The organism is Streptomyces sp. NPDC058240 (genome assembly GCF_042882135.1).
Classification (GTDB): Bacteria; Actinomycetota; Actinomycetes; order Streptomycetales; family Streptomycetaceae; genus Streptomyces.
On the sequence record NZ_JBHVWT010000001.1, the window covers coordinates 736955 to 751752 of the forward strand.

At 70.8% G+C, this 14798-nt stretch carries 9 protein-coding genes; 5 read left to right on the plus strand and 4 right to left on the minus strand.

The genetic code is table 11. The features are described from left to right. Window positions 1-47: 47 nt before the first annotated feature. Window positions 48-695: a DsbA family protein gene (locus ACFVX4_RS03345; protein ID WP_266493758.1), complete on the minus strand. Its 648-nt coding sequence runs from the start codon at window positions 693-695 to the stop codon at window positions 48-50. Between the two features lie 132 nt (window positions 696-827). Here ACFVX4_RS03345 and pepN (ACFVX4_RS03350) point away from each other — a divergent pair, with 132 nt between their 5' ends. The 5 genes from pepN (ACFVX4_RS03350) (at window position 828) to pepN (ACFVX4_RS03370) (ending at window position 12184) form a co-directional block, all read left to right on the plus strand. Beyond that, window positions 828-3443 (plus strand): aminopeptidase N, encoded by a 2616-nt coding sequence (gene pepN, locus ACFVX4_RS03350; protein ID WP_389971416.1) that lies wholly within the window; start codon window positions 828-830, stop codon window positions 3441-3443. A 197-nt stretch (window positions 3444-3640) separates the two neighbouring features. Beyond that, window positions 3641-4723 (plus strand): hypothetical protein, encoded by a 1083-nt coding sequence (locus ACFVX4_RS03355; protein ID WP_389971418.1) that lies wholly within the window; start codon window positions 3641-3643, stop codon window positions 4721-4723. Window positions 4724-4911: 188 nt separating this feature from the next. Next, window positions 4912-8223: a S8 family serine peptidase gene (locus ACFVX4_RS03360; RefSeq protein WP_389971420.1), complete on the plus strand. Its 3312-nt coding sequence runs from the start codon at window positions 4912-4914 to the stop codon at window positions 8221-8223. Between the two features lie 190 nt (window positions 8224-8413). Then, the gene (locus ACFVX4_RS03365) at window positions 8414-9442 is read left to right on the plus strand and encodes an aspartate-semialdehyde dehydrogenase (protein ID WP_389971422.1); all 1029 of its coding nucleotides are present in this window, start codon (window positions 8414-8416) and stop codon (window positions 9440-9442) included. Between the two features lie 165 nt (window positions 9443-9607). After that, on the plus strand, window positions 9608-12184 hold the full coding sequence (gene pepN / locus ACFVX4_RS03370; RefSeq protein ID WP_389971424.1) for an aminopeptidase N: 2577 nt from the start codon (window positions 9608-9610) through the stop codon (window positions 12182-12184). A 152-nt stretch (window positions 12185-12336) separates the two neighbouring features. Here the strand turns inward: pepN (ACFVX4_RS03370) and alc are convergent, their stop codons facing one another. The 3 genes from alc to ACFVX4_RS03385 all read right to left on the minus strand — a co-directional run bounded on the left by alc (window position 12337) and on the right by ACFVX4_RS03385 (window position 14778). Next, window positions 12337-13476 (minus strand): allantoicase, encoded by a 1140-nt coding sequence (gene alc, locus ACFVX4_RS03375; protein ID WP_389971426.1) that lies wholly within the window; start codon window positions 13474-13476, stop codon window positions 12337-12339. A 55-nt stretch (window positions 13477-13531) separates the two neighbouring features. Beyond that, complete coding sequence (locus ACFVX4_RS03380; RefSeq protein WP_389971428.1) at window positions 13532-14455, minus strand: LysR family transcriptional regulator; 924 nt, start codon at window positions 14453-14455, stop codon at window positions 13532-13534. A 110-nt stretch (window positions 14456-14565) separates the two neighbouring features. Continuing rightward, on the minus strand, window positions 14566-14778 hold the full coding sequence (locus ACFVX4_RS03385; protein ID WP_093542474.1) for a hypothetical protein: 213 nt from the start codon (window positions 14776-14778) through the stop codon (window positions 14566-14568). Between the last annotated feature and the right edge of the window lie 20 nt (window positions 14779-14798).

The window sequence follows — 14798 nt, forward strand, 5'->3', positions numbered from 1 at the left end:
GGGTGCGGGGGCGGACAGCCGCCGGGCCCCGCACCGCCCCCGGCAGGTCAGTCGAAGATCGGGCCCTGGGTCCGGGTCCGCTTGATCTCGTAGAAGCCGGGGATCGACGCCACCAGCAGCGTGCCGTCCCACAGCTTTGCCGCCTCCTCGCCCTTCGGGGCGGGGGTGACGACCGGGCCGAAGAAGGCGATCTGCTCGCCGTCCGCGCCCGGGACGGCGATGACCGGGGTGCCGACGTCCTGGCCGACCTTGTCGATGCCCTCCTTGTGGGAGGCGCGCAGCTCGGCGTCGTACACGTCCGAGTCCGCGAAGTCCGCCAGCTCGGCCGGCAGGCCGACATCCTGGAGCGCCCCCACGACCGCCTCGCGGGTGGGGCCCTCGCCCTGGTTGTGGAAGCGGGTGCCGAGCGCGGTGTACAGCGGGCCGACGATCTCGTCGCCGTGCTTCTGCTGGGCGGCGATCACCACGCGGACCGGGCCCCAGCCCTTCTCCAGCAGCTCGCGGTACTCCTCGGGCAGCTCGTCGATCTTGTCCTCGTTGAGGACGGACAGGCTCATCACGTGCCAGCGGACCTCGACGTCGCGGACCTTCTCCACCTCCAGCATCCAGCGGGAGGTCATCCAGGCCCAGGGGCAGAGCGGGTCGAACCAGAAATCGACGGGGGTCCTGCCGGTCGCCGTGCTGTTGTCAGACATGTCTCTCCTCATAAGGGCCATCGCATCTGCCCGCCAGAACGCCCCGGGGCGCACCGGCCATTCCCGTATGCCGGGCCGAGTGGTGGCATGGGAGGATCAAATTATTCGAACGTGACACAAAGGAGTGTGCCCGTGCCCGGTGAGAACCTGTCCCGTGACGAGGCCCGTGTACGGGCCGAGCTGCTGACCGTCGACGGTTACGAGGTCGAACTCGATCTGCGTTCCGCCGTGGATGGGCCCGACGGTGACGGGGACGCCGCCGCCGGTCCGCGGACCTTCCGCTCGGTGACCACGATCCGGTTCCGCAACGCGCGGGCGGGGGCGTCGACCTTCGCGGACCTGGTGGCGCCGGCCGTGGACGCGGTGACGCTGAACGGGCGGTCGCTCGACCCCGCCGTCGTCTTCGACGGCGCACGGGTGGCGCTGGACGAGCTGCCGGAGGGCGAGAACGTCCTGGTGGTCGACGCGCAGTGCGCGTACAGCCGGACCGGCGAGGGCATGCACCGGTTCGTCGACCCCGAGGACGGCGAGGTCTACCTCTACACGCAGTACGAGCCCGCCGACGCGCGGCGCGTCTTCGCGAACTTCGAGCAGCCCGACCTGAAGGCCCCCTTCCGCTTCCAGGTGACGGCGCCGGAGGGCTGGACGGTCTGGAGCAACGGGGCGGAGGAGTCGCGGGACGGCGGGGCCTGGCGGTTCGCCGAGACGAAGCCGATCGCCACGTACATCACGGCGGTCGTCGCCGGTCCGTACCACTACGTGACGGACTCCTACAGCCGTACGTTCGAGGACGGTACGACGCTGGAGATCCCGCTCGGCGCGATGTGCCGCAAGGGGCTCGCCCGGCACTTCGACGCGGACGACGTCTTCCTGATCACCAAGCAGGGCCTGGACTTCTTCCACGACAACTTCGACTACCCGTATCCGTTCGGGAAGTACGACCAGGCGTTCGTGCCCGAGTACAACCTCGGCGCGATGGAGAACCCGGGCTGTGTCACGTTCCGCGAGGAGTACATCTTCCGCGGCAAGGTGACGCAGGCCGCGTACGAGAGCCGGGCCAACGTCATCCTGCACGAGATGGCACACATGTGGTTCGGCGACCTCGTCACCATGCAGTGGTGGGACGACCTGTGGCTGAAGGAGTCCTTCGCCGACTTCATGGGCGTCTTCGCGATGGTCGGGGCGACCCGTTTCGAGGACGGCTGGATCACCTTCGCCAACAACCGCAAGTCCTGGGCGTACCGCGCCGACCAGCTGCCGTCCACGCACCCGATCACGGCCGACATCCGTGACCTGGAGGACGCCAAGCTGAACTTCGACGGCATCACCTACGCCAAGGGCGCCTCGGTCCTGAAGCAGCTGGTGGCGTACGTGGGGCGGGAGGCGTTCCTGGAGGGCGCCCGGCGCTACTTCAAGAAGCACGCCTACGGCAATACGCAGCTGGGCGATCTGCTGTCCGTGCTGGCCGAGACGTCCGGGCGTGACATGGCCTCCTGGTCGCGGTCGTGGCTGCAGACCGCGGGCGTCAACTCGCTGACGCCGGTGGCGACGTACGACGCGGCGGACCGGATCACGGAACTGGCGGTCCTCCAGGAGGCGGCCGACTCCCACCCGGAGCTGCGGCCGCACCGGGTCGCGGTCGGGCTGTACCGGCGGACCGCCGACGGCGACCTGGTGCGGTACGCGCGGGCCGAGGTGGACGTGGCGGGGCCGCGCACGGTGGTCGGGGAGCTGGCGGGGGCCGAGCGGCCCGAGCTGATCCTGGTCAACGACGACGACCTCACGTACTGCAAGGTCCGCTTCGACGAGGTGTCGCTGGCCACGCTGCGGGCCCACCTGGGCGACATCACGGACCCGCTGGCGCGGGCGCTGTGCTGGTCGGCGCTGTGGAACCTGACCCGGGACGGGCTGATGCCGGCCCGCGACTTCGTCTCCCTGGTGCTGGCCTTCGCGGGCCGGGAGTCCGACATCGGCGTGCTGCAGATGCTGCATACCTGGACCCGGACCTCGCTGGTGCAGTACGCGGCGCCCGGGTGGCGCGAGGAGGGCGGCCGGGCGCTGTCCGAGGGTGCGCTGCGGGAGCTGCGGATCGCCGAGCCGGGCAGCGAGCACCAGCTGGCGTGGGCGCGGTTCTTCGCGTCGGTCGCCGACTCGGAGGCGGACTTCCAGCTGCTGTCCGGGCTGCTGGACGGCTCGGCCCGGATCGACGGGCTCGACGTCGACCAGGAGCTGCGGTGGGCGTTCCTGTCCCCGCTGGCCTCGCACGGGGTGGCCGACGAGTCGGTGATCGATGCCGAGCTGGCCCGCGACGACACGGCGTCCGGCAAGCGGCACCAGGTGCGGTGCCGGGCCTCGCGGCCCTCCGCCGCGGTGAAGGCGCAGGCCTGGGCGGGCGTCGTGGAGTCGGACGCGCTGTCCAACGCCTTGGTGGAGGCGACGATCTCGGGCTTCACGCAGTCGTCGCAGCGGGAGCTGCTCGCGCCGTACGCGGGCAAGTACTTCGACGCGATCGAGCGGGTGTGGGCCGAGCGGTCGATCCAGATCGGGGTGATCGTGGTCAGGGGCCTGTTCCCGGCGCTTCAGGACGACCCGTCGACGCTGGCCGCGACGGACGCGTGGCTGGCCGCCCACGAGGACGCGGCGCCGGCGCTGCGCAGGCTGGTGCTGGAGGCCCGGGACGATCTGGCGCGGGCGTTGCGGGCGCAGGCGTGCGACGCGGGCGCGGCGGAGGCCGGGGCCGGGATCTGACGTCCGGCGGACGGCGCCGGGGCCGGGCGGTCCCGGCGCCGTCCTCGACCGGAGTGACCGGAGTGACCGGCCGGAAGAGGCCGGGTCGGGCCTTTTCGGTCGTCGAACGTGCGTACTTTAGGACGGCGTTGTCCTGAATTGTCGACGAGCGTGTAACAGGGGTTAGCGCCGCCACGGTATGCGGGATACCCCGGAACATGACCCAGAACACCCCGCCCTCCCCCTGCCACCCCCGCATCGCCGACGATCTCCGCCAACGCGTGCTGTCCGCAGCGCAGTTGAGGGCGCAGGGGGTGTCCGCCGCGGAGGCCGCCGCGCACTGCCGGGCCGGTGGGCCGTGGCAGCAGCCGCTGCCCGGCGTGTACGTCCTGCACCCGGAGCCGCCCACCGGTGAGGAACGGCTGCGTTCCGCCCTGCTGTACGCCGGCCGGCCACCGGCCTCCGGCCGCCGGGGCGTACCGGCGCAGCCGGGGCGGGAGGCCGAGCCGGAGTCCGGTTACGGCGAGGCCATGCTCACCGGGCTCGCCGCGCTCGCCCTGCACGGGTTCGCCGCCGCGCCGCCGCCCGCGTCGGCGGCCGGGATCGACGTCCTGGTGCCGCGCACCCGGCGGCTGCGCTCGGTCGGGTACGTCCATCTGGTGCGCTCCTCCGGAACGCCCCGCGCCGAGCAGGTGCGCGATCTGCCCGTGGCCCCCGTGGAGCGGGCGCTCGCGGACGCGGTCGCCGGGCTCGGTGACCCCCTGGCCGTGCGCGGGCTGCTGATCGAGGCGGTGCGCGGAGGGCACTGCGAACCGGCCGCCGTCGTACGCGAGTTGAGCCGTGCGAAGCTGCTGGGCCGGCCGCAGGTGGTGCAGGCCGTCGACTCGTTCCTCGCCGAGGGGCGGGCGCTGGCGGAGGGCCGGCTGTACGACATGGTGCGGACGTACGGCCTGCCGGAGCCGCTGTGGAACGTGGACCTGCGGCTGCCCGGCGGCCCCCGTCTCGGCGGCGTGGACGCCTACTGGCCCGAGCAGGCGGTCGCCGTGGAGCTGGACATCAGGGCGCCGAGGCGCGGCGGGCCCGACGACGGGCGGTACCGGGAGGAGCGGGAGCACGGGACCGAGTGGTCCGGGCGCGCCGCGGAGCGGGAGCATCTGGAGCGGCTCGGCGTCACCGTCGTCCGCCTCGCGCCGAGGACGCTCCGCGACGCGAGCGAGCAGCAGGCGGTCGTGGTGCGTACGGCGCTGCTGGCGGCGGCCGACCGCGAACCGGCGGCGTATGTGATGATCCTGCCCCGCTGAGAACGGTGGGGCGAACCAGAGGCATCGCTTATCCACCGCTTCGTCCCTGATGGCGGATCAGCCACGGTGGCGGAAGCCCGCCATGTCCCCATCTCGCCCCCTTCAACTCTCCACAAACCCCTGTCATTTACGAAAGGGTGAGCGGTCATCCGGTACCGAATTCCGGACTCTCTCTTTCATATCCAGGGATGCTGATGACCTCCGAGTCCCCCAGTTCCATACCCGGGGCGAGACGCGCGGCCCGGGTCGCGGCTGCCGCCGGCCTGGTGGCCGCGCTGGCCGCCACCGGCGCCGCCCCCGTCTTCGCCGCCGACGCTCCTGCCCCGGCTCCGGTCAAGTCCGCCGCCGAGGGCGCCACGGCCGACAAGCTCGGTACGAACGACGAGCAGCTTCTGGCCAAGGCGAAGGCCAAGGGCCAGAAGAACATCACGATGATGGTCGCCACCGCTCCCGGTGCGACCGAGCAGGTCACCAAGCAGCTGGACGCCGTCAAGGGCTCCGTGCTGGGCCGTGCGTACGACAAGCTCGGCTACGTACGGGCCACCGTGCCCACCGCGTCCGCCGAGGCGACCATCAAGGCGGCCGCCAAGCTGCCGTCCGTCCACGGCATCGATCTCAAGCAGGAGATCAAGCTGGACGACCCGACGCCCACCGGCGACCGGGCGACCGGAGCCAAGGCCGCCACCAGGTCGACCGGTTCCTACCCGGCGCCCGGCAAGAAGACCCCGGCGAAGAACCCGTACAACCCGTCCTTCGAGACGGGCGCGGTCGACTTCGTCCAGCAGCACCCGAAGGCCGACGGCCGCGGGGTGACCATCGGTGTCCTCGACTCGGGTGTCGACCTCGGCCACCCGGCGCTGCAGAAGACCACCACCGGTGCCCGCAAGATCGTCGACTGGGTGACCGCGACCGACCCGGTCAGTGACGACGACGGCACCTGGCTGCGGATGACGGACGCCGTGTCCGGCCCGACGTTCACGTACGAGGGCGGTACGTACAAGGCGCCCAAGGGCTCGTACAAGATCAAGCTGTTCGCCGAGGCCGCCACCAAGGGCGGCGACATGGCGGGCGACCTGAACCGCGACGGCGACACCACCGATGTGTGGGCCGTGCTCTACGACCCGGTCACCGGCACCACCCGCGTCGACCTGAACAACAACGCGGACTTCTCCGACGACGCCGTCCTGAAGCCGTACAAGGAGAAGCACCAGGTCTCCTACTTCGGCAAGGACGACCCGCGGACCGATGTCGTCGAGCGGATCCCGTTCGTCGTCGAGACCCGCAAGGACGTCGTCTACAACGCCGCCGGAGACACCTCCGACTACGTCAGCATCGGCGTCATAGAGAGCGAGCACGGCACCCACGTCGCGGGCATCACCGCCGCGAACGGCCTGTTCGGCGGCAAGATGAACGGCGCCGCGCCGGGCGCGAAGATCGTCTCCTCGCGGGCCTGCACCTGGGACGGCGGCTGCACCAACATCGCGCTCACCGAGGGCATGATCGACCTCGTCGTGAACCGCGGTGTCGATGTCGTCAACATGTCGATCGGCGGACTGCCCCCGCTCAACGACGGCAACAATGCCCGTGCCGAGCTCTACAAGCGGCTCATCGACATCTACGGCGTCCAGCTGGTCATCTCGGCCGGCAACGAGGGTCCGGGCGTCAACACCATCGGTGACCCCGGCCTCGCCGACCACGTCATCTCCGTCGGCGCGTCGATCTCCAAGGAGACCTGGGCCGCCAACTACGGCTCGAACGTCACCAAGAAGTACGACATGCTGCCCTTCTCCTCGCGCGGTCCGCGTGAGGACGGCGGCTTCGCGCCGATCCTGACGGCCCCGGGTGCGGCCATCAACACCACCCAGACCTGGCTGCCCGGCGGCCCGGTCAAGGAGTCGGGCTACTCGCTCCCGGCCGGCTACTCCATGCTGCAGGGCACCTCGATGGCCTCGCCGCAGGCGGCGGGCGCGACCGCGCTGCTGCTGTCCGCCGCGAAGCAGAAGCACATCGAGCTGCCCCCGGCCGATCTGCGGACCGCGCTGACCAGCACCGCCACCCACATCAAGGGTGTGCCCGCGCACGCCCAGGGCTCCGGTCTGATCGACATCGTCGGCGCCTGGAAGCAGATCGAGAAGCAGGGCGCCCCGGCGCACGAGTACTCGGTGAAGGCCCCCGTCGACACCGCGATCGACTTCGCGCTGAAGACCCCCGGCTTCGGGACGGGTCTGTACGACCGCGAGGGCGGCCTGAAGGCCGGCCAGACGAAGTCGTACGACGTCACGATCACCCGCACCACGGGCCCGGACAAGGCCGTCAAGCACAAGCTGTCGTGGAAGAACAACGACGGCACCTTCAAGCTGACCGGTTCGAGCACGGTCTCGCTGCCGCTGGGCAAGCCGGTCACCGTCAAGGTGCAGGCGAAGCCGGGCAGCGCGGGCGTGCACAGCGCGATCCTGAAGGTGGACGACAGCAAGACCGTCGGTGTGGACCAGCAGATCCTCACCACGGTGGTCGTCTCCACGAAGCTCGTGAAGCCCGCCTACGCGTTCAAGGCGTCCGGCTCGGTGCAGCGCAACGGCACCACGTCGTACTTCGTGACCGTGCCGGAGGGCGCCAAGACCCTTGAGGTCGCCATGGGCGCGCTGCGCTCGGGCAGCCAGACCCGCTTCATCTCCATCCACCCGTACGGGGTGCAGATGGAGGACAGCGGTACGCCGTTCTGCTACCCGAACTACGAGAACCCGGCCAACACCTGCCGTCCGGACGTGCGCTCGTACAAGGACCCGCAGCCGGGCGTCTGGGAGATCGAGGTCGAGGCACGGCGTACGTCGCCGCTGCTGGACAACCCGTACAAGCTGGATGTCTCGCTGCTCGGTGCCACCTTCGACCCGGCGGTGCAGACCATCGCCGAGGCGAAGATCGGCACGCCGGCCGCGGTGAACTGGAAGGTCACCAACAACGCGGGTGACCTGGAGGGCGCGCTCAAGGGCGGCTCGCTGGGCTCGGCCAAGGTCGCGAAGCCGTCGATCAAGACGGGCGACCGGCAGGAGTACACGGTCACCATCGGTGAGGGCGTCGAGAAGCTGGACGTCGCCATCGGCGGCACGGCGGACGCCAACGCCGACCTGGACCTGTACGTCTACCGGGGCAGCGCCACGGTCGGCAAGTCCACCACGGCCGGCTCCGAGGAGGCGGTCAGCCTGGCGAAGCCCGCCGCCGGCACGTACACCGTCGTGATCGACGGCTACGACGTCCCGGCCGGGACCACCACGTACGACTACCGCGACGTGTACTACGCACCGTCGCTCGGCACGATCAAGGTCGACGAGTCGAAGGCCGTGAACCTGGCCAACGGCGCCTCCGCCCAGATCACCGCCGAGGTCGCGGTCGCCGGAGCGGCCCCCGAGGGCCGGCAGTTCTTCGGCGAGGTCCACCTGGTGAACGGCCGCGGCACCGCCGCGGGCACTGCCAGCGTCGTGATCGAGAAGGTCACGCCGTAACGGCCACCGTGTGATCCGTACAACATGTACAGCAGTGGGGCGGGCGCTCGGTGGAGCTCCCGCCCCACTGCCGTGTGCCCGGCCGGGCGGGCACCGTCCGTACCGCGGACAATGGATTGGACAAGAAAGCCGTGGACATACGCATCATGGAGCGGCAACCGTCTCAGTTCGTACGCTCGAAGGAGTCCCTGTGAAGGTCGGAATCGTCGGCGCCACCGGTCAGGTCGGCACAGTCATGCGCAGCATCCTGGCCGAGCGGAAGTTCCCTGCCGACGAACTGCGGCTCTTCGCCTCCGCGCGCTCCGCGGGCTCGACGATCGAATGGCAGGGCCGGGAGATCACCGTCGAGGACGCCTCGACGGCCGACTACACCGGACTGGACATCGTGCTGTTCTCGGCCGGTGGCGCGACGTCGAAGGCGCTCGCCGAGAAGGTCGCCTCGCAGGGTGCCGTCGTGATCGACAACTCCTCCGCCTGGCGCAAGGACCCCGAGGTCCCGCTCGTCGTCCCCGAGGTCAACGCGCACGCGATCACGAACCGGCCCAAGGGGATCATCGCCAACCCGAACTGCACCACGATGGCCGCCATGCCCGTGCTGCGCCCGCTGCACGACGAGGCCGGTCTGCAGGCGCTGACCGTCGCCACCTACCAGGCGGTGTCCGGTTCCGGTCTGGCCGGCGTCGCCGAGCTGCACGGCCAGGCGTCCAAGGTCGTCGCCGACGCCGACAAGCTCACCCACGACGGCGAGGCCGTCGAATTCCCCGAGCCGGGCGTCTACAAGCGTCCGATCGCCTTCAACGTGCTGCCGCTGGCCGGTTCGATCGTGGACGACGGCTCCTTCGAGACCGACGAGGAGCAGAAGCTCCGCAACGAGTCCCGCAAGATCCTGGAGATCCCGGAGCTGAAGGTGTCCGGCACCTGTGTCCGGGTGCCGGTCTTCGCCGGTCACTCGCTCCAGGTCAACGCCCGTTTCGCCCGTCCGATCAGCGTGGAGCGCGCGTACGAGCTGCTGAAGGACGCGCCGGGCGTCGAGATCTCCGAGATCCCCACCCCGCTCCAGGCGGCCGGCAAGGACGCCTCGTTCGTCGGCCGGATCCGGGTCGACGAGACCGTGGAGAACGGCCTCGCACTCTTCGTCTCCAACGACAACCTGCGCAAGGGCGCGGCACTGAACGCGGTGCAGATCGCGGAGCTGGTCGCGGCGGAGCTGAACGGCTGACGCCCGAGGCACGCAGCTGACGCTTGAGGCATGCGGGAAAGGGCGGCCACCGGTGTGCGGTGGCCGCCCTTTCGTATGCGCGCACCCACCGCGGACCGGGCCCCCCGCCGGAGCACGCGACGTGGAAGGATGACCGGAAACGTCACATACCAAGGAGATGACCGCGTGCCTGGCACCAATCTGACCCGCGAAGAGGCACAGGAGCGGGCGCGCCTGCTGACCGTGGACGCGTACGAGATCGATCTCGACCTCTCCGGAGCGCAGGAGGGCGGCACCTACCGGTCCGTGACCACCGTGCGCTTCGACTCCGCCGAAGCCGGTGCGGAGACCTTCATCGACCTGGTCGCCCCGGCCGTGCACGAGGTCGAGCTGAACGGCAAGGCGCTCGACGTCGCGGCCGTGTTCCGCGACTCGCGCATCACGCTCCCGCACCTGGTCGCGGGCTCCAACGAGCTGAAGGTCGTCGCCGACTGCTCGTACACCAACACGGGCGAGGGCCTGCACCGCTTCGTCGACCCGGTCGACCAGCAGGCGTACCTCTACACCCAGTTCGAGGTGCCGGACGCGCGCCGGGTCTTCGCGAGCTTCGAGCAGCCGGACCTGAAGGCGACGTTCCGGTTCACCGTGACGGCGCCGCAGGGCTGGACGGTCATCTCGAACTCGCCGACGCCCGAGCCGCGGGACAACGTCTGGTCCTTCGAGCCGACGCCGCGCATCTCGTCGTACATCACGGCCCTGATCGTCGGCCCGTACCACTCGGTGCACAGCAGCTACGAGAAGGACGGCCAGTCCGTCCCGCTCGGCATCTACTGCCGTCCGTCGCTGGCCGAGTTCCTCGACGCGGACGAGATCTTCGACGTCACGCGGCAGGGCTTCGACTGGTTCCAGGAGAAGTTCGACTACGACTACCCGTTCGCCAAGTACGACCAGCTCTTCGTCCCGGAGTTCAACGCCGGCGCGATGGAGAACGCGGGCGCGGTCACCATCCGCGACCAGTACGTGTTCCGTTCGAAGGTGACGGACGCGGCGTACGAGCGGCGTGCGGAGACCATCCTGCACGAGCTGGCGCACATGTGGTTCGGCGACCTCGTCACCATGGAGTGGTGGAACGACCTGTGGCTGAACGAGTCGTTCGCCACGTACACCTCGGTCGCCTGCCAGGCGTACGCGCAGGGCTCGAAGTGGCCGAACTCCTGGACCACGTTCGCCAACTCCGAGAAGACCTGGGCCTACCGCCAGGACCAGCTGCCGTCCACGCACCCGATCATGGCGGACATCCGTGATCTGGACGACGTGCTGGTCAACTTCGACGGGATCACCTACGCCAAGGGCGCCTCGGTCCTGAAGCAGCTGGTGGCGTACGTCGGCATGGACGAGTTCTTCAAGGGCGTCCAGGCGTACTTCAAGGCGCACGCGTTCGGCAACACCCGGCTGTCCGACCTGCTGGGCGCCCTGGAGGAGACCTCCGGCCGCGACCTGAAGACCTGGTCGAAGGCGTGGCTGGAGACGGCGGGCATCAACATCCTGCGCCCGGAGATCACCACGGACGAGAACGGTCACGTCACCTCGTTCACCGTGCTCCAGGAGGCCCCGGCCCTCCCCGCCGGTGCGAAGGGCGAGCCGACGCTGCGCCCGCACCGCATCGCCATCGGCTGCTACGACCTCGACGGCTCCGGCAAGCTGGTCCGTACGGACCGCATCGAGCTGGACGTCGACGGTGCGCGCACGACCGTGCCGTTCCCGGCCGGTACCGCCCGCCCCGCCGTGATCCTGCTCAACGACGACGACCTCTCGTACGCGAAGGTCCGGCTCGACGAGGAGTCGCTGCGCGTCGTCACCGAGCACCTCGGCGACTTCACGGAGTCCCTCCCCCGCGCCCTGTGCTGGGCCTCCGCCTGGGACATGACCCGCGACGGCGAGCTGGCGACCCGCGACTACCTCGCCCTGGTGCTCTCCGGCATCGGCAAGGAGTCGGACATCGGCGTCGTCCAGTCGCTGCACCGCCAGGTGAAGCTGGCGCTGGACCTGTACGCGGCGCCGGAGTGGCGCGAGGCCGGGCTGACGCAGTGGACCGAGGCCACCCTCGCGCACCTGCGCGCGGCGGAGCCGGGCAGCGACCACCAGCTGGCCTGGGCCCGCGCCTTCGCGGCGACGGCCCGCACCCCGCAGCAGACGGACCTGCTGCAGTCGCTGCTCGACGGCAAGGAGACGGTCGAGGGCCTGGCCGTCGACACGGAGCTGCGCTGGGCGTTCGTCGAGCGGCTCGCCGCGACCGGTCTCCTCGAAGAGGACGAGATCGCCGCCGAGTACGAGCGCGACAGGACGGCGGCGGGCGAGCGCCACGCGGCGACCGCCCGCGCGGCACGCCCCACCGAGGAGGCGAAGGCGGAGGCGTGGGCCTCGGTCATCGAGTCCGACAAGCTGCCGAACTCCCTCCAGGAGGCGGTCATCGCCGGCTTCGTCCAGACCGACCAGCGCGAACTGCTGGCTCCGTACTCGGAGAAGTTCTTCGCCACGGTCAAGGACGTCTGGGAGTCGCGCAGCCACGAGATGGCACAGCAGGTCGCCATCGGCCTCTACCCGACCCTCCAGGTCTCGCAGGCCACGCTGGACGCCACGGACGCCTGGCTCTCCTCGACGGACCCGAGCGCGGCACTGCGCCGGCTGATGTCGGAGTCCCGCTCGGGCGTCGAGCGCGCCCTGAAGGCCCAGGCCGCGGACGCGGCGGCGGCCACGGCGTGACGCGCTGACCGGTGAGACAGTGAGGGGCGCCTCCCGCGACGGGGGGCGCCCCTTCGTTCGTGCTCCGGACGGCCTGGTGCTGGAAACCGTCGGGCGGGCGCGGTCGCGCAGCCGTCCGACGGGCGGGAGCAGGGAGCACAGAGCCAGGGGCGTTACGCGCCGGACTCCTCGTAGCGGCGGGCCAGTTCGGCCGCGCCGGACTCCGTCAGGCTGCCGTGCAGGCGCATGCGGGCGACGCCGCCGTCCGGGAAGGCGTCGAGGCGGACGTGGGTGACGATCGCCTGGGCGCGGAGCGGGAAGCGGTGCGGGGTGTCGGGCTGGAGCCTGGTGCGGGGGATGATCTCGAACCACTCGCCGGTCTCGCCGTTGCGGCCCTGGAGTGCGATCCAGCCGGCCGCGTTGCCCTTGAGGTAGGCGGTGTCGATCTCGACCGCGCGGACCGCACCCTGGGCGGGGAGGCGGAAGCGGACCCAGTCGTTCGTGTCGCGGACCCGGCGGCGGCGGTTCTCCCAGCCGTCGTCCATCTTGCGGGAGGTGCCGGGCAGGATGATCTGGGTCGGCGAGGAGTAGAAACGGTCCGAGGCGTCCTCGTAACTGCCGCCGTTCAGCACCGAGATCAGGTCGAACGTGCCGAGCGTGGCGAGCCAGGACGGGTCGGGGAGGACCTCGCCGTGGACGCGGAGGCGGGCGATGCCGCCGTCGGGATGCTGACACAGGCGTACGTGGGTGCAGCGGCGGCCGCCGGTGATCTCGAAGCCGTTGGCGGCGTGGCCGCGTACGGGGGTCGGCGGGACGATCTCCTCCCACTTCACGTCGTCGGCGAGGAGTTGGGCGGGGCTGGGCGAGCCCTCGACCGCGGTGGCCTGGATCGAGACGCGCTGCGGGTAGTTGCCGCGGAAGTGGGCCGTGTCGACGACGATGCCGCGGATGATGCCGGGGGCGCCGAGCCGGATCAGGGCCCAGTCGTGCTCGTCGGGGGCCGGGAACGGGTGGTCCGCGTCCGCGCCGCGTCGGCGGCGGGTCTCCCAGCCGTCCATGATCTTGCCCTTGTGGCCGAAGTGCTCGGGGTCGAAGGCCGCGCGCTCCCGGACCAGGAGGTTCTCGCGCTGGGCGAAGAACTCGTCGTTGGCGGCGATCACGCCCGCGCCGAGGCGGCGGTCGGCGAGGTCGACGAGTTCGGTGAAGGGCAGGTCGGTGCCGCGGTAGTCGGCGTACGGGTCACCACCGCCGTACGGGGCCGCGTCGTTGGCGTGGGGGTCGTCGTGGTGGTTCTCATTCTGGTCGAAGGTCATGCACCTACTGTCACGACCCATGGCCCATCAGGTCCATCGAAAGTTTTTGCATCGTCTATTCAGTTGAAGTGAATGATTCGGCGGTCGCGGTGAGCGCCGCGAGCACCCTGGCCACCGCGGGGCCCCGCTCGGCGCCCTGCCGCACCGCCGCCACCACATGACGGCGCGGCTGGTCGGCGTCGAGCGCGCGCATCACCACGCCGCCCCGGCTGTGCCGTTCCGCCGACGCCATGCGCGGGATCAGTGCCACCCCCAGACCCGCCTCGACCATGGCCAGGATCGCCGTCCAGCCGGAGGCGCTGTGCGCCTGCTCGGGCACGAATCCGGCGGCCTCGCACGCCGCCGTGGTGATCTGCGACCAGGGGCCCGAACCGCCGAAGATCCACGGGTCGCCGGAGAGGTCCGCCAGGCGGAGGGCGGGCGCGGCGGCGAGGCGGTGGGCCGCGGGCAGGGCCACGTCCAGCGGGTCGGCGAGCAGGGGCAGCACCGCGAACCGGGGGTCGCGGGCCGTCGGGGCGTGCGCGGCGAGGGACAGGGCGAGGTCGACGTCACCGGCGACCAGGAGTTCGTACGCCTGCGCGGCCTCCGCCTCCCGCACCCGCACATCGGGCCCCGGGCGCTCCTCGGCGCGCAGCCGCTGGATCGCCGGTACGACGAGGGCAGGCACGGCCGTGGAGAACGCGGCGATCCGCACCTCGCCGGCCTCGCCGCGCAGATAGCCGGTCAGTTCGGCTTCGGCGCGCTCCAGTTGGGCGAAGACGGCCTCGGCGTGGCGCAGCACGAGATGCGCGGCGTCGGTGAGCCGGACGCGCCGGCCCTGGGCCTCCAGGAGCGGCACACCGAGCTGCCTGGAGAGGCTGGACAGTTGCTGCGAGACCGCGGAGGGCGTCATCAGCAGGGCCTGCGCGGTCGCGGTGACCGTGCCCCGATCGCGCAGGGTGCGGAGGATGCGGAGCTTCTTGACGTCCCACTCGATCATGGCCGCAACCTACCCGGCGCCGAGGGCGGGGTGCCCGGCCGCGGACATGCGTGTGCGCCGCGCGGTACTCACGGAGTACCTGCGGCGCACCCGGGACGAGCGTGTGGGTACTAGGCCTGCTTCTTGGACTTGTCCAGGACCATGACCAGGCCCGCGATGACCAGGAACAGGACGATGGGTGCCACGACGTAGAGGCCGATGGTCTCCATCGCGCTCAGGCCGGGCCCCGGGTCGTCACCGTCGTCGCGGGTGAGCGCGAGCGCGGGGGACGACATGAGCAGCATCATCAGCGTCGTTCCGGCCGCGACGGCGCCGGCGCGCATAGCGTTCTTCTTGTCCACGG

Excerpts from the sequence above, each read along its gene's own strand:
- ACFVX4_RS03345 (WP_266493758.1), bottom strand. The coding sequence starts at position 695 with ATGTCTGACAACAGCACGGCGACCGGCAGGACCCCCGTCGATTTCTGG.
- ACFVX4_RS03355 (WP_389971418.1), top strand. The coding sequence starts at position 3,641 with ATGACCCAGAACACCCCGCCCTCCCCCTGCCACCCCCGCATCGCCGAC.
- ACFVX4_RS03360 (WP_389971420.1), top strand. The coding sequence starts at position 4,912 with ATGCTGATGACCTCCGAGTCCCCCAGTTCCATACCCGGGGCGAGACGC.
- alc (WP_389971426.1), bottom strand. The coding sequence starts at position 13,476 with ATGACCTTCGACCAGAATGAGAACCACCACGACGACCCCCACGCCAAC.
- ACFVX4_RS03380 (WP_389971428.1), bottom strand. The coding sequence starts at position 14,455 with ATGATCGAGTGGGACGTCAAGAAGCTCCGCATCCTCCGCACCCTGCGC.
- ACFVX4_RS03385 (WP_093542474.1), bottom strand. The coding sequence starts at position 14,778 with ATGCGCGCCGGCGCCGTCGCGGCCGGAACGACGCTGATGATGCTGCTC.